Annotated in this window: 21 protein-coding genes; 5 read left to right on the top strand and 16 right to left on the bottom strand. The window is 49.4% G+C overall.

Translation table 11 applies throughout. The features are described 5' to 3' along the window. Positions 1 to 182: 182 nt before the first annotated feature. From ureG to uraH, 16 genes are all read right to left on the bottom strand, one after another. Positions 183 to 800: an urease accessory protein UreG gene (gene ureG, locus XMA152_RS11260; RefSeq protein ID WP_173483655.1), complete on the bottom strand. Its 618-nt coding sequence runs from the start codon at positions 798 to 800 to the stop codon at positions 183 to 185. An 8-nt stretch (positions 801 to 808) separates the two neighbouring features. Then, on the bottom strand, positions 809 to 1,468 hold the full coding sequence (locus XMA152_RS11255) for an urease accessory UreF family protein (RefSeq protein ID WP_173483654.1): 660 nt from the start codon (positions 1,466 to 1,468) through the stop codon (positions 809 to 811). Then, positions 1,458 to 1,670 carry a hypothetical protein gene (locus tag XMA152_RS11250; protein ID WP_173483653.1) on the bottom strand — a complete coding sequence of 71 codons (213 nt, stop codon included), beginning with the start codon at positions 1,668 to 1,670 and terminating at the stop codon, positions 1,458 to 1,460. Before XMA152_RS11250 ends, XMA152_RS11255 begins: the two co-directional genes overlap by 11 nt. Before the next feature lie 38 nt (positions 1,671 to 1,708). After that, a complete protein-coding gene (gene ureE, locus XMA152_RS11245) occupies positions 1,709 to 2,197 on the bottom strand; it encodes an urease accessory protein UreE (RefSeq protein ID WP_173483652.1) in 489 nt (162 codons plus the stop codon). 16 nt (positions 2,198 to 2,213) lie between these two features. Beyond that, positions 2,214 to 3,917, bottom strand: coding sequence for an urease subunit alpha (gene ureC, locus XMA152_RS11240; RefSeq protein ID WP_173483651.1), 1,704 nt, complete (start codon positions 3,915 to 3,917; stop codon positions 2,214 to 2,216). Positions 3,918 to 3,926: 9 nt separating this feature from the next. Further along, a complete protein-coding gene (locus XMA152_RS11235) occupies positions 3,927 to 4,235 on the bottom strand; it encodes an urease subunit beta (protein WP_173483650.1) in 309 nt (102 codons plus the stop codon). An 11-nt stretch (positions 4,236 to 4,246) separates the two neighbouring features. Beyond that, positions 4,247 to 4,549 carry an urease subunit gamma gene (ureA, locus tag XMA152_RS11230; RefSeq protein ID WP_173483649.1) on the bottom strand — a complete coding sequence of 101 codons (303 nt, stop codon included), beginning with the start codon at positions 4,547 to 4,549 and terminating at the stop codon, positions 4,247 to 4,249. A gap of 213 nt (positions 4,550 to 4,762) precedes the next feature. Continuing rightward, the gene (locus XMA152_RS11225; RefSeq protein ID WP_173483648.1) at positions 4,763 to 5,587 is read right to left on the bottom strand and encodes an urease accessory protein UreD; all 825 of its coding nucleotides are present in this window, start codon (positions 5,585 to 5,587) and stop codon (positions 4,763 to 4,765) included. A gap of 8 nt (positions 5,588 to 5,595) precedes the next feature. Further along, a complete protein-coding gene (gene urtE / locus XMA152_RS11220; RefSeq protein WP_173483647.1) occupies positions 5,596 to 6,291 on the bottom strand; it encodes an urea ABC transporter ATP-binding subunit UrtE in 696 nt (231 codons plus the stop codon). A 4-nt stretch (positions 6,292 to 6,295) separates the two neighbouring features. Next, positions 6,296 to 7,132 (bottom strand): urea ABC transporter ATP-binding protein UrtD, encoded by an 837-nt coding sequence (gene urtD, locus XMA152_RS11215; RefSeq protein ID WP_173483646.1) that lies wholly within the window; start codon positions 7,130 to 7,132, stop codon positions 6,296 to 6,298. Further along, entirely contained in the window at positions 7,132 to 8,214 is a 1,083-nt protein-coding gene (gene urtC / locus XMA152_RS11210) for an urea ABC transporter permease subunit UrtC (RefSeq protein WP_173483645.1), read from the bottom strand. The genes urtD and urtC overlap by 1 nt, the downstream gene beginning before the upstream one ends. Before the next feature lie 4 nt (positions 8,215 to 8,218). After that, a complete protein-coding gene (gene urtB / locus XMA152_RS11205; RefSeq protein ID WP_254443043.1) occupies positions 8,219 to 9,832 on the bottom strand; it encodes an urea ABC transporter permease subunit UrtB in 1,614 nt (537 codons plus the stop codon). A gap of 69 nt (positions 9,833 to 9,901) precedes the next feature. Further along, positions 9,902 to 11,185, bottom strand: coding sequence for an urea ABC transporter substrate-binding protein (urtA, locus tag XMA152_RS11200; RefSeq protein WP_173483644.1), 1,284 nt, complete (start codon positions 11,183 to 11,185; stop codon positions 9,902 to 9,904). Positions 11,186 to 11,696: 511 nt separating this feature from the next. Beyond that, entirely contained in the window at positions 11,697 to 12,995 is a 1,299-nt protein-coding gene (locus tag XMA152_RS11195) for a uracil-xanthine permease family protein (RefSeq protein ID WP_217364038.1), read from the bottom strand. A 221-nt stretch (positions 12,996 to 13,216) separates the two neighbouring features. Further along, positions 13,217 to 13,939 (bottom strand): GntR family transcriptional regulator, encoded by a 723-nt coding sequence (locus XMA152_RS12665; RefSeq protein ID WP_173483643.1) that lies wholly within the window; start codon positions 13,937 to 13,939, stop codon positions 13,217 to 13,219. A gap of 15 nt (positions 13,940 to 13,954) precedes the next feature. Then, positions 13,955 to 14,311 (bottom strand): hydroxyisourate hydrolase, encoded by a 357-nt coding sequence (gene uraH / locus XMA152_RS11185; RefSeq protein ID WP_173483642.1) that lies wholly within the window; start codon positions 14,309 to 14,311, stop codon positions 13,955 to 13,957. 194 nt (positions 14,312 to 14,505) lie between these two features. Between uraH and puuE the strand changes: the two genes are divergently transcribed. Genes puuE through XMA152_RS11160 form a run of 5 tightly spaced genes read left to right on the top strand, consistent with a single transcriptional unit; the run spans position 14,506 to position 18,650 of the window. Further along, the gene (gene puuE, locus XMA152_RS11180; protein WP_173483641.1) at positions 14,506 to 15,414 is read left to right on the top strand and encodes an allantoinase PuuE; all 909 of its coding nucleotides are present in this window, start codon (positions 14,506 to 14,508) and stop codon (positions 15,412 to 15,414) included. Beyond that, on the top strand, positions 15,414 to 15,935 hold the full coding sequence (uraD, locus tag XMA152_RS11175) for a 2-oxo-4-hydroxy-4-carboxy-5-ureidoimidazoline decarboxylase (protein ID WP_217364037.1): 522 nt from the start codon (positions 15,414 to 15,416) through the stop codon (positions 15,933 to 15,935). Before puuE ends, uraD begins: the two co-directional genes overlap by 1 nt. 10 nt (positions 15,936 to 15,945) lie before the next feature. Continuing rightward, positions 15,946 to 16,932 (top strand): allantoicase, encoded by a 987-nt coding sequence (gene alc / locus XMA152_RS11170; RefSeq protein ID WP_173483640.1) that lies wholly within the window; start codon positions 15,946 to 15,948, stop codon positions 16,930 to 16,932. Positions 16,933 to 16,944: 12 nt separating this feature from the next. After that, on the top strand, positions 16,945 to 17,463 hold the full coding sequence (locus XMA152_RS11165; RefSeq protein ID WP_173483639.1) for an ureidoglycolate lyase: 519 nt from the start codon (positions 16,945 to 16,947) through the stop codon (positions 17,461 to 17,463). Positions 17,464 to 17,471: 8 nt separating this feature from the next. Then, complete coding sequence (locus tag XMA152_RS11160) at positions 17,472 to 18,650, top strand: urate hydroxylase PuuD (protein ID WP_173483638.1); 1,179 nt, start codon at positions 17,472 to 17,474, stop codon at positions 18,648 to 18,650. Positions 18,651 to 18,798: the final 148 nt, after the last annotated feature.

The raw sequence follows: 18,798 nt of genomic DNA, 5'->3' as shown, positions 1-18,798 counted from the left end.
AACTCGGCGCGCGAACCGTTGGAGCGGTCTTATAAAGGCCGCGATGTTTACTGATAGAAATCGCCTCATCTTTGATAAGGCTCCAACACCAACTCGGCGCGCGAACCGTTGGAGCGGTCTTATAAAGGCCGCGATGCACTGGTTAGGGTGACTGGCCTTCAGCCTGTCATCCGCTGCTTCAATTAACTATCCAACATCCCCTGATGCACGATGAAGTCGATGATATCTTGCAGCCCTTTACCCTCTTTTAGATTGGTAAAGACCCAAGGTTTCTCGGGGCGCATTCGATTGGTATCCGACTCCATTACCGATAGATCTGCACCGACGTAAGGTGCCAAATCGATTTTGTTGATCACCAACAGATCCGATTTAGTGATTCCCGGTCCACCTTTACGAGGAATCTTTTCGCCCTCTGCCACATCGATGACGTAGATCGTAAGATCCGCCAACTCTGGACTGAAGGTTGCACTGAGGTTATCACCACCAGACTCAACAAAGACAAGATCCAGCGTTTTATGTCGTTTAGCCAGCTCTTCAACTGCCGCTAGATTCATTGAGGCATCTTCACGAATAGCGGTATGCGGGCAACCACCCGTTTCCACACCAATGATGCGATCAGGCTCTAGCGCTTCAGCGCGAGTCAAAATCTTTGCATCCTCTTGGGTGTAGATATCGTTGGTCACAACGGCAAGGTTGTAGTGATCTCGCATCGCTTTACACAACGCCTCGAGAAGTGCTGTTTTACCGGAACCTACTGGACCACCTACGCCAATTCGAAGTGGGGATTTATAGTCACTCATGACTGCTCCTAAGATCTAAATAATCGTGTGTATTGAGTTTCGTGTCGACTGCTCGCTATCGCTAAAGCTGGCGTCACGCTACTGGGGTTTAATACCCGCTTGGAATGTTCAACTGACTGCTCTATTGAAGAGGCCATTCGTTGCAGCGTCTGCTGACCTTGTGTCTGACCGAGTGGAATCAGCTTAACTCCAGCCATAACGGCATTCTCTAGCCAGCTCCACAGATAACCGGCAAACAGTTTATCCCGAGGGATTTGCCATTGATGCGCGGCAATTGCGATACCTGCTAACTGCGTTCGCTGACAGGCCTCCAACAAGAGACCTTCTAGGTTTACATCCAACTGAGGAAGCAGGCGCGCTAACGCGGCTCCACGCTGCTTCTCTTCAAGACGAAGCTCTTTGGTTTCGCGCCAAGCGATCAACTCTTTTGTCAGTTGGTTAAATGCCTGTGCATCGGCTTCATCTAATGCGTTTAGCATACGATCCAGCACCGGTAGCTCAAGTGTCGTTAGGGAGTGATTTAACTGTCCTGTTAACCAGGCTTCAAATCGCTCTTGAGAGTCTACCCAGCCCGCTTCAACCGCCAACTCCAACCCTTGCGAGTAGGTGAATGCACCGACCGGCAGTGACGGACTGATCAGCTGAAAAAGACGAAGATCACTTAGCACGTTGCGCCAGTGCTTTGGTTTTAATACGGGTCGCTAGGGCCAGTGTTGCTGCGATGGAGCCAACAACCGCCACAGAGAGTGCTGCATGCTCAACTGAGGAGAAGGCATGCCCCAAAGCTGAAGCCAAATTAGAGTGATCACCCGTATGAGCAAAGGCCGCAGTTGGGGCGATCATAAGAAGCGACGATAATTTAATGTTCATTGTATTAGGTTCCTGTTAAATACTTAATCTATAAAGAGTTAATGTGAATGTTGATGATCATCTGAATGGCTGTGTGAATGGCTGTGCGAGTGTCCATGACTAGAACCACCATAAGCGCCAGCCTCAGGTTCAAACGGCATTGACTCACAGGTCACTGCACCACCCAATCCAACCACCATGTCGTCCAACACATGGTCATGTTGGTAGCTAACATACTCATCATTGATCTCAAGCGGCACGTGTCGGTTACCTAGGTGATAACAGATACGTGATTTTAGAAGTGGGTCACTGGTTCTAACCACTGACAGAGGTTCAGCCGCGGCCTGCACTGTCACAACCACCCCGTCATCATTCGTTAACTGTTCGCCCCCACGAAGTATCTCCCCGCGTGGTAGATCCAAACCGGCCTCTGTACCATTAGAGAGCGTTACTCTCAGACGGCTGCGTATGCGCTGATCAATGGTCAACTCAAGCGTCAGATCGGTTTCAACTGAATGGGACTCCAGCTTTTTATTCAGTTTAATCATCTCGTTACTGTCTTACTTAAAATAGGAAATAGCGCTGCGCCATCGGCAATATTTCGGCCGGTTCACAGGTTAACGTCATGCCATCTGCAGTGACCTCATAGGTTTGAGGATCCACCTGAATATCGGGCTGCCAATCGTTATGAACCATCTGATCTTTGGTGGCGGTTCTACACCCTTTTACAACGCCGATCATCGACTGCAGACCAAGCTCTTCAGCCACTCCAGCAGCGACAGCTGCTTGAGATAGGAAGGTCATTGACGTGCTTTGAGCCGCTTTACCAATGCTGGCAAACATTGGACGATAGTGAACAGGCTGAGGCGTTGGAATGGATGCATTAGGATCGCCCATAGGGGCCGTCGCGATCATACCCGCCTTCAACACCAGACTGGGTTTAGTGCCAAAGAAAGCCGGTTTCCATAACACCAGATCGGCCAGTTTGCCGACCTCAATTGACCCCACTACGTGTGAAATCCCGTGGGCGATGGCCGGGTTAATGGTGTATTTAGCAATGTAGCGTTTCAAACGATGGTTATCGTTGCGCTCAGAGTCCGCCTCTAAAGGGCCTCTCTGTACTTTCATCTTATGCGCAGTCTGCCAGGTACGAATGACAACTTCCCCTACTCGACCCATCGCTTGTGAATCCGATGAGATCATCGAAAAAGCGCCAAGATCGTGAAGGATATCCTCTGCGGCGATGGTTTCACGACGAATACGTGACTCTGCAAAGGCGACATCCTCAGCAATACTTGGATCTAGATGGTGACAAACCATTAGCATGTCGAGGTGCTCATCCACCGTATTAATGGTGTATGGACGTGTGGGATTGGTCGACGAAGGCAGCACATTTTTAAGCCCTGCAGCCTTGATGATATCTGGTGCGTGACCACCACCCGCTCCCTCTGTGTGGTAGGTGTGAATGACTCGGTCACCGATCGCATCCAGTGTCGCTTCGACAAAGCCTGATTCATTTAATGTGTCAGTATGAATCGCAACCTGAACATCGTATTTCTCTGCAACGCTCAGGCAGTTATCGATTGAAGCGGGCGTAGTGCCCCAATCTTCATGCAATTTAAGCCCGATAGCACCCGCTTCAACCTGCTCGATTAACGGCTCGGGAAGACTGGCGTTACCCTTACCTAAGAACCCGAAGTTCATTGGTAAAGAGTCTACTGCTTCCAGCATTCGAGCAATGTTCCATGCACCCGGTGTACAGGTGGTTGCATTAGTACCGGTGGCTGGACCTGTACCCCCACCGATCATCGTGGTGACACCTGAGCAGAGCGCTTCATCGACCTGCTGCGGACAGATAAAGTGAATGTGAGCATCAATCCCGCCAGCCGTTAGAATACTGCCTTCACCGGCAATCACTTCTGTGCTGGGACCAACGACAATATCTACATTAGGTTGGATATCTGGATTACCGGCTTTGCCGATCGCAAAGATACGACCATCGCGAACGGCAACATCGGCTTTTACTATCCCCCAGTGATCAAGAATCAATGCATTGGTAATGACCAGATCCGGTGTATCAACACGGCAGGCTTGGCTCTGCCCCATACCATCACGGATAACCTTACCGCCACCAAACTTAACCTCCTCACCGTAGGTCGTGTAATCCTTCTCGACCTCTAACCAGAGCTCGGTATCCGCTAAGCGAACACGGTCGCCTGTGGTGGGACCAAACATTTCTGCATACGCGGTGCGATCAATAACAGACATTCTGATCTCCTAATCCAATTGGCCACTGACTTTGGCTTGAAATCCATAAACAACGCGGTCACCCGTCAGTGCCACCAACTCGACTTCGCGCGATTGACCTGGTTCAAATCGGACCGCTGTTCCCGCGGCAATGTTTAGTCTAAAACCCCGTGCTTTTTCACGGTCAAAAATGAGGGCTTCATTGACCTCATAGAAGTGGTAGTGAGAACCAATCTGAACCGGACGATCACCGGTGTTCGCGACGCTGACTTTGATGGTCTCTCGACCCTCGTTGAGATTGATACTGCCCGTATCAACTTTGTATTCACCTGGAATCATTAAGCCACCTCTTAAACAATCGGTTCATGGACGGTGACCAATTTGGTCCCGTCAGGGAAGGTCGCTTCAACCTGAACGTCATGGATCATCTCAGGCACCCCCTCCATAACCTCTTCACGAGTCAGCAAGGTGCGGCCATAGTCCATCAATTCAGCAACCGTGCGACCATCGCGTGCCCCTTCCATCACTGCTGCACTGATGAGCGCAACCGCTTCGGGATAGTTCAATTTCAAACCACGATCTTTACGACGTTCAGCGAGCAGCGCTGCGGTGAATATCAGTAGTTTGTCTTTCTCTCTGGGTGTCAGTTCCATGATAGTTCCCTTAAGCGGTGTTCATGAGAGTTAATAAATTAGACTTAGCAAAATAGAGACCAGTTTTTATAAAAAGCCTAAAAATCGAATAAAATCGAACAAATAGCAGACATCATCTTGAAAAATTCAAAAAATCGACAACAAACAGAATAACCCAGCTGAATTTTGGCAAAAAAAACGCACTCTTTGAGTGCGTTTTAGAATTAACTTGGTTCAGGTTGCCCAAATGCGAGGCACTACAGCCTCTTTTCCAAGAGATTGAGGTCGAATGAGACGCCAAACGCTAGAAAAGAGGGAAATAACCTCTTGGCTCTGCTCTGAAATAGTGCGAACGACCAGTAGACCATCTATCAGGGTCGCGCCTGAAAGCGGATCATCTGACAGCAGCTGTTGAACCTGCTCTAACAGATCCTGATCATCAACGGTCGCGACCATCGACGCATAACCTGACACCCCTTTTAAACCGATCGAACTGTCGATCAGGGAAGCTCCATCGGTTGCAAATCGATCGAACAGCACCGGTTCGCCGTCACGATAGATTCGCATCTCTGAACTTAACTGCCCGGTTTCAAAACGCTCTTCATTAGAGGGACGACCAAAGCAGTTGATCTCCCAGCCGATAAAATGAGCGCCCGTCTCTAAATGCACTTCGGTGACAATATGGGAAAGGGTGCCTGGGAAGAATATATTCTCCAGTGGCATCCACTCTAAAGAGCCGCCATGAGCGACCGTTAAGCGCTGAGAGACCTCTGCAACTGGACCGATAGAGCGATAAAACTTAGTCGCCCCTGGTGTTGTCAGTAGAACCTTAGCATCCTTGGAGACCTGCAAATCGATATTCAAATCATCACCGGCCACCACACCTCCGGGGGGATGTAGCAGGTAGGTGTGGCATACCTCGCCTTCAGGATAAAAGGCGCGCTGTACCGCCAAAGGCCCCTCCCGTTTGGAGTCCACCAAGCGCGTTTTATCACCGCGCAGTTGATAACCGAGAGTCAGTTCAGCATGCCACCCTTGGCGGCCAGTCAGTGCGTTCACAATATCCCTTAAACCGTTAGATACTTTGAAACCAATGTATCATCAAGTTGATCCATTGAGCCAGCAGCAACATTGCGACCGCGATCTAGCAGCGTGAAGACATCTCCAACTTTGCGAGCAAACGGGAGCTTCTGCTCAACGAGCAGAACGGTCAGCCCAAGCTCTTGGTTCAATTGGCGAATGATATCGCCGATCTGCTGGACAATATTGGGCTGAATACCTTCAGTAGGCTCATCCAGAATCAACAATTTGGGATTGACTACGAGTGCTCGAGCAATGGCTAACTGTTGCTGTTGTCCACCACTCAGATCCCCACCACGACGAGCCAACATCTCTTTTAAAACGGGGAATAGATCAAAAATATAGTCCGGTATTTTGCGTGCGCCGCGCGGCAATACAGGCAATCCAATCTGTAGATTCTCTTCAACGGTCATCAACGGAAAAATTTGACGACCCTGTGGTACATAACCAATACCAATATTGGGGCGCTTCTCAACGCTAAGCTTGGAGATATCCTCGCCCATGAAACGAATCTCACCCTGTTTGATCTTGTTGTGCCCCATTACACAGTCCAAAAGAGTCGTTTTGCCAACACCATTGCGCCCCATTAAGACACTGCACTCACCCTCTTTAACAGCAAGATCAAGATCCCAAAGGGTGTGGCTTTCACCGTAAAACTGATTCACTTTGTTTAGTTCAAGCATCCCACTACTCTCCAAGGTAGACCTGCTTCACGCGGTCATCATTCTGAACTTGATCCATGGTACCTTCGGCTAACACCGAACCCTGATGCAGTACACTCACGGTGCGACCACCCTCGGCTAGGTTTCGAACAAACTCCATATCGTGTTCAACCACCACCACTGAGTGTTTACCGGCCAACGAGATCAGCAGCTCTGCGGTCTTGTCCATCTCTTGGTGAGTCATACCGGCGACGGGTTCGTCCACCAGAAGAAGTCGTGGCCTCTGCATTAACAGCATGCCGATCTCTAACCACTGCTTCTGTCCGTGCGACAGAGCGCCTGCCAGTTTAAAACTCTGCTCCGCCAAACCGATAAGCTGCTGCACATCGGCTATTCGATCAGACTGTTCAGAGCTTAGCTTGGCTGTGTAAAGCGAGATGAAATCTCGATTTTGTGCCATCGCCAACTCCAGGTTGGCAAACACCGATAAGTTCTCAAACACCGTCGGTTTCTGGAACTTGCGCCCTATTCCCGCCTCAGCAATGGCCGGTTCATCCATGTTGAGCAGGTCAATCGTTTGACCAAAATAGGCGGTACCTGTATCGGGTTTAGTTTTACCGGTAATGATATCCATCATGGTCGTTTTGCCAGCACCATTTGGCCCGATGATGCAGCGTAACTCCCCATCTCGTATGTAGAGATTGAGATCATTAATCGCCTTAAAGCCATCAAAGCTAACCGATAACCCTTCCAGATAGAGAAGAATCTGCTTATCGACATTGAGTCGCTCACTCTGTGCAGCATTCACAATATCGAACACCTGATCACGACGCATAAACTCCTGCAGTGAGAATCCAGACATTAGACGCTCTCCTTTTTACGAATCAGTCCCACCACCCCTTTGGGTAAAAAGAGCGTGACTAGTACAAACAGACCACCCAGAGCGAATAGCCAAACATCGGGTAGCTCGACGGTAAAGTAAGATTTTGCATAGTTAATCAATAGCGCACCGATCACCGCGCCATAGAGCGAGGCACGACCACCCACCGCAACCCAGACCACGACCTCAATGGAGTTCAGAGGCGAAAATTCATTCGGGTTGATGATGCCTACTTGAGGCACGTAGAGTGCACCGGCGACACCGGCAATCATGGCCGAGATCGTGAATACCCAGAGTTTTATGTTCTCCACACGGTAACCCATAAAGCGAGCACGCGATTCAGCATCTCGCACTGCAACACAGGCTCTGCCCGCACGGCTTTCAGTTAACGCACGACTGATCAGGTATCCGACCATTAAAGCCACAGCACTGGCGATAAAGAGTCCGATCTTGGTCGCATCATCAGACAGACTGAATCCGATAATGTCTTTAAAGTCGGTCAGGCCGTTGTTACCACCAAACCCCATCTCGTTACGATAAAACGCCAACATTAATGCGTAGGTTAACGCTTGAGTGATGATCGACAGGTAGACCCCTGAAACGCGAGAACGAAAAGCCAGAGCACCAAAGACATAAGCCAGCAACCCTGGTACCAACAAGACCATTAAGGCTGCGAACCAGAACTGATCAAAACCGCTCCAGAACCAGGGAAGCTCCTGCCAGTTTAAGAAGACCATAAAGTCCGGCAGATCGGGATTCCCATAGACACCGCGATCACCAATTTGACGCATTAGGTACATACCCATTGCGTAGCCGCCCAGCGCAAAGAATGCAGCATGCCCTAGAGTAAGGATGCCCAAATAGCCCCAAACCAGATCGACAGCCACCGCTAGAAGCGCCAGCGTCAGGTATTTACCCAGTAGAGAGATGGTATAAGTCGGCACATGAAGAGCTGAATCCGCTGGCAGACTGTTCAGCACTGGAACCGCAACAATCAGAGCGATCAAGAGACCAATAAGCCAACGTCCGCCCTTATCATTTTTAAGAATCTGTAATAGAAACATCGAATTAACCCTCCGCAGCTCGACCGCGTTGTGGGAACAAGCCACGTGGACGTTTTTGGATAAAGAGGATGATGAACACAAGCACGAGAATTTTCGCTAACACGGCACCCGCCCAAGGCTCCATGACCTTGTTTGCCAGTCCTAAACTCAAGCCTGCAACCAGGGTTCCCCAGAGGTTCCCTACACCACCAAAGACCACCACCATAAAGGAGTCGATGATGTAGGCCTGGCCTAAATTGGGCCCCACATTGGTCAGCTGTGAAAGTGCTACACCAGCCACACCGGCAACACCCGACCCCAAACCGAAGGTCATCGCATCAACCCACTCAGAGCGAACGCCCATAGCACGAGCCATCGCACGATTCTGTGATACCGCTCGCACCTGAAGACCCAAGCGGGTTCGCTTCATGACTAGCGACAGAGCAACAAAGACAAACAGACAGAAGAAGATGATGTAAAGACGACTCTCAGTCAGCGAGAGAAGTGGATTGATCTCAATAGAACCGGCCATCCATGAGGGTGTTTCAACACTACGGTTCAGTGGTGAGAAGATCGAGCGCACAGCTTGTTGTAATACCAGTGAGATACCGAAGGTCGCCAACAGCGTTTCCAGCGGTCGACCGTATAAGAAGCGAATCACACCTCGTTCAATCGCAATACCTACCAGACCAGAGACAACAAACGCTGCTGGAATGGCGACAAATAGGGAGTACTCAATCGAGTTAGGCATCAATAGTTGCACGACATAGGTCGTGTAGGCGCCGATCATGATCAGCTCACCATGGGCCATATTAATAACCCCCATCACACCAAAGGTGATGGCCAAGCCAATTCCAGCAAGTACCAATACCGACCCCAAACTGAGTCCAAAGTAGACAGTCTCAACACCCGAGTAGAAAGAGGCCTGATCTTGGTGAGTCTGTATAGCCTTATTAGCAGCCGCAACAAGCACCTCATCACTGGAGCGCTCAACAAACTGTGTCAGTGCCGCCAGAGCCGCGGGCTCAAGGGTATCCGCAAGTGTTGTAATGGCTTTCGCTGCTCGTGTTGTGTTATCACCGTTTAGGTCCGCCACAGCTAGCACGATATTAAAGGCCTCTAGAACAGAGGAATCGGATTCAGACTTGATGAGCTCACGCAATTGACCCACCACCTCTGGAGTTGCGGTTCCAATCAAATCCAGGGCAGCACTGCGTCGATCCGCTGGACTCTCTGCAAGCAGAGCCGCGGTTGAAAGCAGCGCACCAAATTCAGAACGCAAAGTGTTATTGATACTGACACGTTTAAAGTGGCGCTTATTGTCGATCACAACCAAACTGCCATCACGCAGCCTGATTGCCTCAGCCCCCTTTTCAGCCTTCTCAACTCGATAGAGCTGCTTCTCTTTTTTGTGGTAGTAGAGTTGGCTGTCGAGCATCAGTTGAACTAAGGATAGGGCCTCGCCTGAATCGGTAGCCATCCAGTCGCTAATAATGCGTGATTTTTCAGTAAACTTTGCTTTTGTCAGCTTCTCTTCGTACTGATTAAACTCAGCCTCGCCTGCTAGAACTGGCAGAGCAAGCAGCGAGATGATCAGCATCAGAGAGCTTAGAAGCGATTTTCTAACAGATCGCATCATAATGAGATTCCTTACAGGTGGAAAAAAGGCGGCAGTATCTGCCGCCTGGTCTTTTCTTGTTAAGAAAGATTAGAAGTTCTGACCAGAACAGGTTGCGGTTTTCACGTTGTAGTTCCCGCAAGAGAGTGGCTGGCGCCAGTCTGAGATAAGGTCTTTAGAACCCTCTAGGAAATCAGACCATGCATCACCAACCACCAAACCTGAAGTTGAAGAGACCACTTCAAATTGACCATCATCTTGGATCTCACCGATCAGAACCGGTTTAGAGATGTGGTGGTTTGGCATCATAGTGGATAGGCCACCTGTAAGGTTTGGTACAGAGACACCGATGAGAGCATCTTGGACAGCCGATGGATCCGTTGTACCAGCTTTTTCAACCGCTTTAGCCCACATGTTGAAGCCGATGTAGTGCGCTTCCATTGGGTCATTGGTTACACGATCTTCGTTACCAATGAATGAGTGCCAGTTCTCGATAAACTCATCGTTCACTTCACTATCAACGCTCATGAAGTAGTTCCAAGCAGCTAGGTGACCTACAAGCGGTCCAGTATCCATACCAGATAGCTCCTCTTCACCGACAGAGAAAGCAACCACTGGAATATCTTCAGAGCTGATGCCCTGTGAACCTAGCTCTTTGTAGAAAGGTACGTTGGCATCGCCGTTAATGGTAGAGACAACCGCAGTCTTCTTACCCGCTGAACCGAACTTTTTAATGTCCGATACAATCGACTGCCAATCAGAGTGACCGAATGGCGTGTAGTTCACCATGATGTCCTCTTCAGCAACACCCGCCGCTTTTAGGTAAGCATCCAAGATTTTGTTAGTTGTACGTGGGTAGACATAGTCAGTACCGGCTAGCACCCAACGCTCAACACCCAACTCGTTCATTAGGTAATCAACCGCTGGAATCGCCTGCTGGTTTGGCGCAGCACCTGTGTAGAAGACGTTTTTAGACGACTCTTCACCTTCATACTGAACTGGGTAGAACATGAGGCTGTCTAGCTCTTCAATAACCGGAAGAACCGATTTACGCGACACTGATGTCCAACAACCGAAGATCGCGTCCACCTTCTCTTTCTCAACTAGCTCACGTGCTTTCTCAGCAAACAGTGGCCAGTTAGACGCTGGGTCGACAACCACAGGCTCAAGTTGTTTACCTAGCAAACCGCCCTTCTTGTTCTGCTCTTCGATCAGCATCAGCATGGTGTCTTTCAGTGTTGTCTCACTGATCGCCATTGTGCCCGACAGTGAGTGAAGCACGCCCACTTTGATCGTATCAGCCGCCATTGCAAGATTCGTTGCAGAAACAGCTAAGGCTAGCGCAGCAGATTTAAACATAGTTGATTTAGACATCAGGGTCTTCTCCTTTGATTAGTAACCTAGATGTTTTTCTTATTGCAGAGTGCGTGCCAGTTTTTGAAATAGTCCGTAAATTAATTTTATTTATGTTTAAAAACAATAAGATAAACAATTAATATTATTCTATTTGACGCATATGAAGAGATTTTGCAGTGCACCATTAAGTGACATTTGCGACAGGAATGCGCACCAAAAGATCGCAAAAGTAAATTTTTAAGGGTATTTTGGTGCACTTGTTTGGGGTTGTGGGATTAGCCATATAGCGGCTGACAGGCGAGAACTCAACTACGGAGCTGCCGTGACTGGCTTCAGCCTGTCATCCGCAGTCAGAAACGATCGCCTCATCTTCGATAAGGCTCCAACATCAATTCAGCGTGCGAACCGTTGGAGCGGTCTTGAAAAGGCCGCGATGCGTGCTGATAAAAATCGCCTCATCTGTGATAAGGCTCCAACTGAAAAGGCCCCATAAGGGGCCTTTGATCGATTAGAAAGGTAAGTTAAAAACTTACTCCTCTTCCTTCTTAGGATGAGGCATAAACAGGTTGAGTACGATGGCGCAGACTGCTGCTGGTAGTAGACCTGTTGTTAAAAGCGCCTTAACTGTACCGTCTAGGTGCTGAAGCGCTTCTGGAACCTGCATTAGACCCAGGCCAAGTGATAGTGATACTGCAAAGATCACCATGTTACGGCTGTTCCAATCCACATCAGCCAGCATCTTCATACCTGAAGAGGCAACCATGCCGAACATCACGATAACACCACCACCCAATACTTCGATTGGCACAGTAGAGATAAGAGCACCCACTTTAGGGATCAGACCACAGACGATCAGGAAGATCGCACCAATGGTTGCCACGTGACGGCTCATCATACGCGTCATTGCGATCAGACCAACGTTTTGCGAGAACGATGTATTTGGCAGTGCACCAGCTAGAGCAGATAGCGCTGTACCTAGACCGTCTGCATAAGTTGCGCCTTTGATCTCAGTATCAGTTGCTTCACGATCCGCACCACCTTTGGTGATACCCGATACGTCACCCACTGTCTCAATCGCAGAGATGAATGACATGAGTGCGATACCGATGATGGCACCTGCGCCGAACTCGATTCCGAATGGGAAGAGCTGTGGCAGCGCAAAGCTTGCAGCACGGCCGACGTTACCGAAGTTAACCATACCCATAAAGTAGGCCAGAACGTAACCTGCAATCAGACCGATCAATATAGCCGCTGAGCTGATCATGCCTTTACCGTAGAATTTCAGACCTAGGGTCACCACAATAACGGTACCAGCAACAGTCCAGTTCTCTAACGAACCAAACTCAGGCTTACCAATCGCCGGAACGCCACCTGCCGCGTACTGAATACCCACTTTAAGAAGTGACAAACCGATCATCAGCACGATCAGACCTGTTACCAATGGAGGCAAAGCAAAACGAAGGCGACCAATAAATGGCCCTAGCGCTGCTTGGAATAGACCACCGACTAGGACACCACCGGTCACCATAGCCATCGCTTCTACACCCTTACCCGCTACCAATGGGATAAGAATAGGAATGAATGCGAAACTGGTACCTTGCACAATCGGAAGACGTGCACCCACAGGGCCTGCACCAATTGTCTGAAGCAGTGTTGTAACACCCGCAAGGAGCATACACATCTGCATCATGTAGATCATGTTAGGGAAGTCAGGTGAATTTGAACCAAAGCCAAATCCCGCTGCACCCGCAACGATGATCGCTGGGGTTACGTTTGCGATAAACATCGCCAGTACGTGTTGAATGCCTAGCGGAATTGCTAGATGCATCGGTGGGGTCTAATTCGGATCGCGCATCTGCGCTGCCGAAATCTTTTCATTGCTCATTATTGCCTCCAAACAACTGCTCAATGCAGCCTTCTTATTTTTGTTAGCGCATCAAATGCCAACTTCACTAACCCATTGATATAAATGAATAAATCATTAACCAACAGGTCAGAAACTCAAGCTGTTGCACCTTTAGTGTGCATCCAATTTAACTTGACGCACCATTATGCGCCAGCTTTTTCAGTTCGGCGCCCAAACACCTTAGCCAAATTTCGGTTACCCGGTGACTCATCCAGAGCCAAACGCTCTTCAATATGATCTAGATGCTCACCCATTAAACGCTTCGCCTCCTCGGCATCACCCAGCTTCAGCGCATCCAGCAGACGACTGTGCTCATCAATGGCACAACGACTCCCCTCTTTGGCCTGATAGAGGGCGATGATTAACGAGGTTTGCGGTACCAGGGAGTGAAGAAACCCCTCCAGGGGTTTATTGCCAGAGAGGCGTGCTAACTCTAGGTGGAATTCACCCGACAAACGAATAGCCGTGCCTTTGTCGGCAGCCGCACTGCTTTTATGCTCCTGCTCGATCAGATCATAGAGTTTCTTAAACTCGTCTTTGATCGAAGAGGCACGTTCTGCCACCCTCTCAACAATGGCTAACTCCATAAGACGACGAGCATCAAGAATCTGACGAGCATCCGAGACATCGGGCTCAGCAACAAAGGCACCGCGGTTGGGTTCAAAAACCGCAACACGCTCGTGCGCTAATCGACTGAGCGTGCGTCGTATAATGGTTCTAGATACACCAAAGATTTCACCCAAGGACTCCTCTTTCAAGCGAGTACCGGGCCAGAGCCGCTGCTCTAAAATAGCGTCAAAAATCTCCTCGTAGATGTGCTGATCTTGAGTCTTAGATTTTTGACGTGTGGATTTAGGCTCAACCACTGTGAAAACTCTTACTTAGCTACCGCGGTAAGTTGAGTAGCTGTAGGGCGAGATCAGAAGCGGTACATGGTAGTGCGCCTCTTCGTCAGCAATACCGAAACGGATAACAACCTGATCCAAAAAAGCAGGCTCAGCGAGCTCAGTGCCGCGACGTCTAAAGTAATCACCCGCCATGAAGTGCAACTCATAGACCCCTTTGACACACTTCCCCTTAGGAAGGATTGGAGAATCAACACGACCGTCGTCATTCGTCACCGCTGAAACCACTTCGATTAATTGCCCCTCTTCCACCTTAAAAAGGGTTAGCTCAATCCCTTCACCAGGACAACCGTTGGCAGTGTCTAAAACATGGGTTGTTAGATAACCGTTCATATGAACTCCTCAATATTGATTAATTATGTATACCGATTTGTATACATAAAATCTAACAAATAGAGCAATAGTCGACTAAAGTCTATCGGATAATTGGCATTATCTGCATGATTAGAGCCTGTTTAATGCTTTTACGCTATTTACCTGACTGACAAATTGTATACAATCTGCTCATCAATATTGGAGTTTTAGGTATGAACAACTACCCTCGCGATCTGGTCGGTTACGGAAAGAATCCACCGCACGCAGCTTGGCCGAATGAATCGCGCATTGCTCTCTCATTTGTACTCAACTACGAAGAGGGAGGCGAGCGCTGCATTCTGCATGGCGACTCAGAGTCTGAAGCCTTTCTATCGGAAATGCCCTCTGCTGTCCCCTTCCCAGGTCAACGCCATATGAGTATGGAGTCGATCTATGAGTACGGCAGTCGCGCCGGTGTATGGCGCTTATTAGATACCTTCCAAAAACGGGATATCCCTCTGACCATTTTTGGGGTTGCGACTGCATTGGAACGCCACCCTGATGTCACCCAAGCGTTCGTTGATGCTGGATATGAGATCTGTTCACACGCTCTAAAATGGATTACCTACCAAGAGATGCCGATGGAACAGGAGCGTCAAGAGATGCAGGAAGCCATTGAGATCATCGAACGAGTGACCGGACAACGACCACTGGGTTGGTACACCGGTCGAGATAGCCCCAACACTCGTCAGTTAGTTATGGAAGAAGGTGGATTTCTTTACGACTCCGACTCCTACGCTGATGACCTGCCCTACTGGGTAGATGGACCGAAAGGCAAACATCTCGTTGTCCCCTACACACTGGATACCAACGATATGCGTTTTGCGCAGGTGCAAGGCTTCAATACCGGAGAACACTTTTTCCAATACTTAAAAGATGCCTTTGATGTCCTCTACGCAGAGGGTGAGACATCCCCTAAAATGCTATCGATCGGCATGCACTGTCGTCTGCTGGGTCGCCCTGGACGTATTGCCGCGCTGCAACGTTTCTTAGATTACGTTCAAAGTCATGACAAGGTCTGGTACGCACGTCGCATCGATATTGCCCGTCACTGGCATCAACACCACAAACCTGAGGCTTAATGATGAGTGTCACCTTTGCATTTGGCTCACCTAGCGAGCTAACAAAACAGGAATTCGTTACCAAATTTGGTGGCATCTATGAGCACTCCGCTTGGATTGCTGAACAAGCATTTGATCAAGGGATCACAGCAGAGCACGATGTCATTGATGCGCTTCACCACTTAATGGCCGACTGTTTCTTGAGTGCTAGCCATGAGGAGCAGCTCGGTGTCATTGTTGCCCACCCTGACTTAGCCGGCAAAGCGGCACGAGCAGGCAAACTAACGGCTGAATCGACGTCAGAACAGGCCAGCGCGGGTATCGATACGCTGACCGACGAGGAGTTTGCTCGATTTACCGAGCTCAATGATGCCTACAAAGCCAAATTCCAATTTCCATTTATCATGGCCGTTAAAGGGAGCAACAAACATGCAATCCTCTCTGGCTTTGAGGAGCGTATCAATAACACGCCAGAGCAAGAGTTTGCTCGAGCTTTAGCTGAAATTAATAAAATTGCCGCATTCCGTCTGGCTGATTTGTGAGGTTGTATAGATGAACGAACAGAAACTGAAACGCCTAGTTAACCTTGCAGATGCTCGCTTAGGAGCCAAAGCGACCTTTGTTACTGACGACTGGTTTGCTGAAGTGAATCGCATGCTAAATCCTGAACCCCCTGTCTGGAAAGAGGGTGTTTACGATGATGCTGGTAAGTGGATGGATGGCTGGGAATCACGCCGCAAGCGTTTTGAAGGCTATGACTACGCCGTTATTCGTCTTGGTGCACCGGGCATGATTCAAGCCCTAGAGATCAACACAAACTTCTTTACCGGAAACTTTCCTCCGTCAGCTTCTGTCGATGTCTGTTACTCGCCAGATCAGGATCCAGATGATAAAACTAAGTGGTACACACTGCTTCCATCGGTCGATCTTCAGGGCGATAGCGAACACCTATTTGAAGTGAACAACGATCAGCCTTGGTCTCACGTTCGCCTAAACATCTACCCAGACGGTGGCATTGCGCGTTTCCGAGTCTATGGACGTCCGTTTATCGACTGGGATTCGGTCGACAACTCACAAAGCATCGATCTAGTCTCGGCACTGAATGGCGGTTGTGCCCTATCCTGTAGTGATGAGCATTTCGGGAAAATGGGCAACCTAACCAATCCTGGCCGTGGCGTTAATATGGGTGATGGCTGGGAGACAGCACGCCGCCGCTCACCAGGCTATGACTGGGTCATTCTGGCATTAGGTAGTCCAGGGGTTGCAGAGGAGATCGAGATCGATACTGCTCACTTTAAAGGCAACTTCCCTGACAGCTGTGACATTCAAGCGGCCTATGTTCGTGGCGGTTCACCTGAACAGATCGCCACTCAGAGCCTATTTTGGAAAACACTCTTACCTAACCAGAAGCTAAGCGCCGACTCGATTCACAAATTTTCTGTAGATCCTGAGTTTGGACCGATTACTCACGTTAAGCTCAACATCCACCCAGATGGTGGTGTGTCGCGCTTAAGAGTCTTTGGTAAACCAACCCTTTAATAGGAGTGAATGATGAGATCTCTGACCATTGAACCGTTAACAAAAGAGGCTTTTGAACCTTTTGGCCAAGTAATCGAGACGGAAGGCTCTGATCACTTTCCTATTAACAATGGCTCAACTCAGCGGTTTCATCAATTGGCAACGGTTGAACTGAATCGCCAAGAGGACCAAGCCATTATCAGTATCTTCAAGGCAGATACCTTAAGTTACCCGCTCGAAATCAAGATGCTTGAGCGCCACCCTCAGGGGAGTCAAGCCTTCATCCCGATGGAGCGCCAACGCTTTCTGATCGTCGTCGCGCCACCTGCAGATCAGCCTAACCCAAACGATATTCGCGCTTTTATTAGCAACGGGCGTCAGGGTCTGAACTACGGTAAAGGGGTGTGGCATCACCCTATCCTAGCGCTAGAGAACGGCAGTGATTTTCTGATCGTTGACCGCAAAGGCGAAGGTAATAACTGCGACGAACACTTTTTTGCTGACGGAGAGATCACTCTTCTTGATGCAGATATCAATCATTTAAACGCTTAGAGGTCGATATGGATCCGCACTACACAGAATGGCTCAACCTACTGGTCCGCTGGATACACATGATCGTTGGTATCGCGTGGATTGGTGCCTCTTTCTACTTTGTCTGGTTGGAGAACAACCTAAACCGTAAGAGTCCTAGAGAGGGTCTATCGGGCGATCTATGGGCCATCCACGGTGGTGGTATCTACCATCTAGAGAAGTACAAACTTGCCCCGCCACAGATGCCGGAAAACCTACACTGGTTTAAATGGGAAGCGTACACCACCTTCCTCTCTGGTTTTACCTTGTTGGCAGTTGTCTACTACCTAAATGCCGAACTCTACCTACTCGCCCCTGGCTCAGGCCTAACTGCATGGGAAGGCATTGCGATCAGTATCGCGTCACTGATCGCAGGTTGGTTTATTTATGATTTCTTGTGTGAATCACCCTTAGGTAAACAACCGGCACTGCTTGGATTGGTTCTACTGATGCTGCTGATTATTGCGGCCTGGGCCTTTACTCAGGTGTTCAGTGGTCGTGCTGCCTACATTCACATCGGCGCCATTACCGGCACCATGATGGTGGGTAACGTATTCCGCGTCATCATGCCGGGACAGCGTGATCTGGTTGCAGCAATTAAAGAGGGTCGCGAACCTGATCCAAAACAGCCCGCTCGTGCCCTGCTTCGCTCTCGCCACAACAACTACCTGACGCTGCCAGTGCTGTTCATTATGATCAGCAACCACTACCCAAGCACCTATGGCCATGAGTGGAACTGGGCCATTCTATTTGCGATTGCGTTGTTGAGTGTCGGTGTTCGCCACTACTTCAATACCCGCCACGAGAGTCAAAAATTTGCATGGACACTCCCCTTCGCGGCTCTGGGTATGATCTGCCTTGCTTATGTGACGCACCCTAATCGAGGTATGGAAGCTACCCTAAGCAGTAACAACGTCACCCTGGCGCAAGCGACTCAGATCGTCTATGAGCGCTGCACTAGCTGTCACGCTAAGAACCCAACCAGTGAGATGTTCACTGCTCCCCCTGCCGGTGTCATTCTGGAGACAGAAGAGGATGTTCTAATGAGCGCTGCACGCATTCATGCAAAGTCTGTCGCGACTCAGGCGATGCCTTTAGGCAACCTAACGGGCATGCTACCGGAAGAGCGCGTCATGCTCGGGCAGTGGTTTAACGCTTTAGAGAAATAGTCGAACAATGGGGTCAGACCGAAGGTCATATATGGTCCGTCCCGCGTTATGCAAGATAAAAGTACCAATGGTTAAGGTGAGCTGCAGTCATATATCCGGCTTTTGATGAAGATCTCTTTCTTCTAGCCCCAATGGATTCTGCATACTT

Origin of the sequence: Marinobacterium sp. xm-a-152, assembly GCF_013282965.1 — a bacterium.
Lineage (GTDB): Bacteria > Pseudomonadota > Gammaproteobacteria > Pseudomonadales > Balneatricaceae > Marinobacterium_E.
This window is presented reverse-complemented; position numbering and strand designations above follow the sequence as displayed.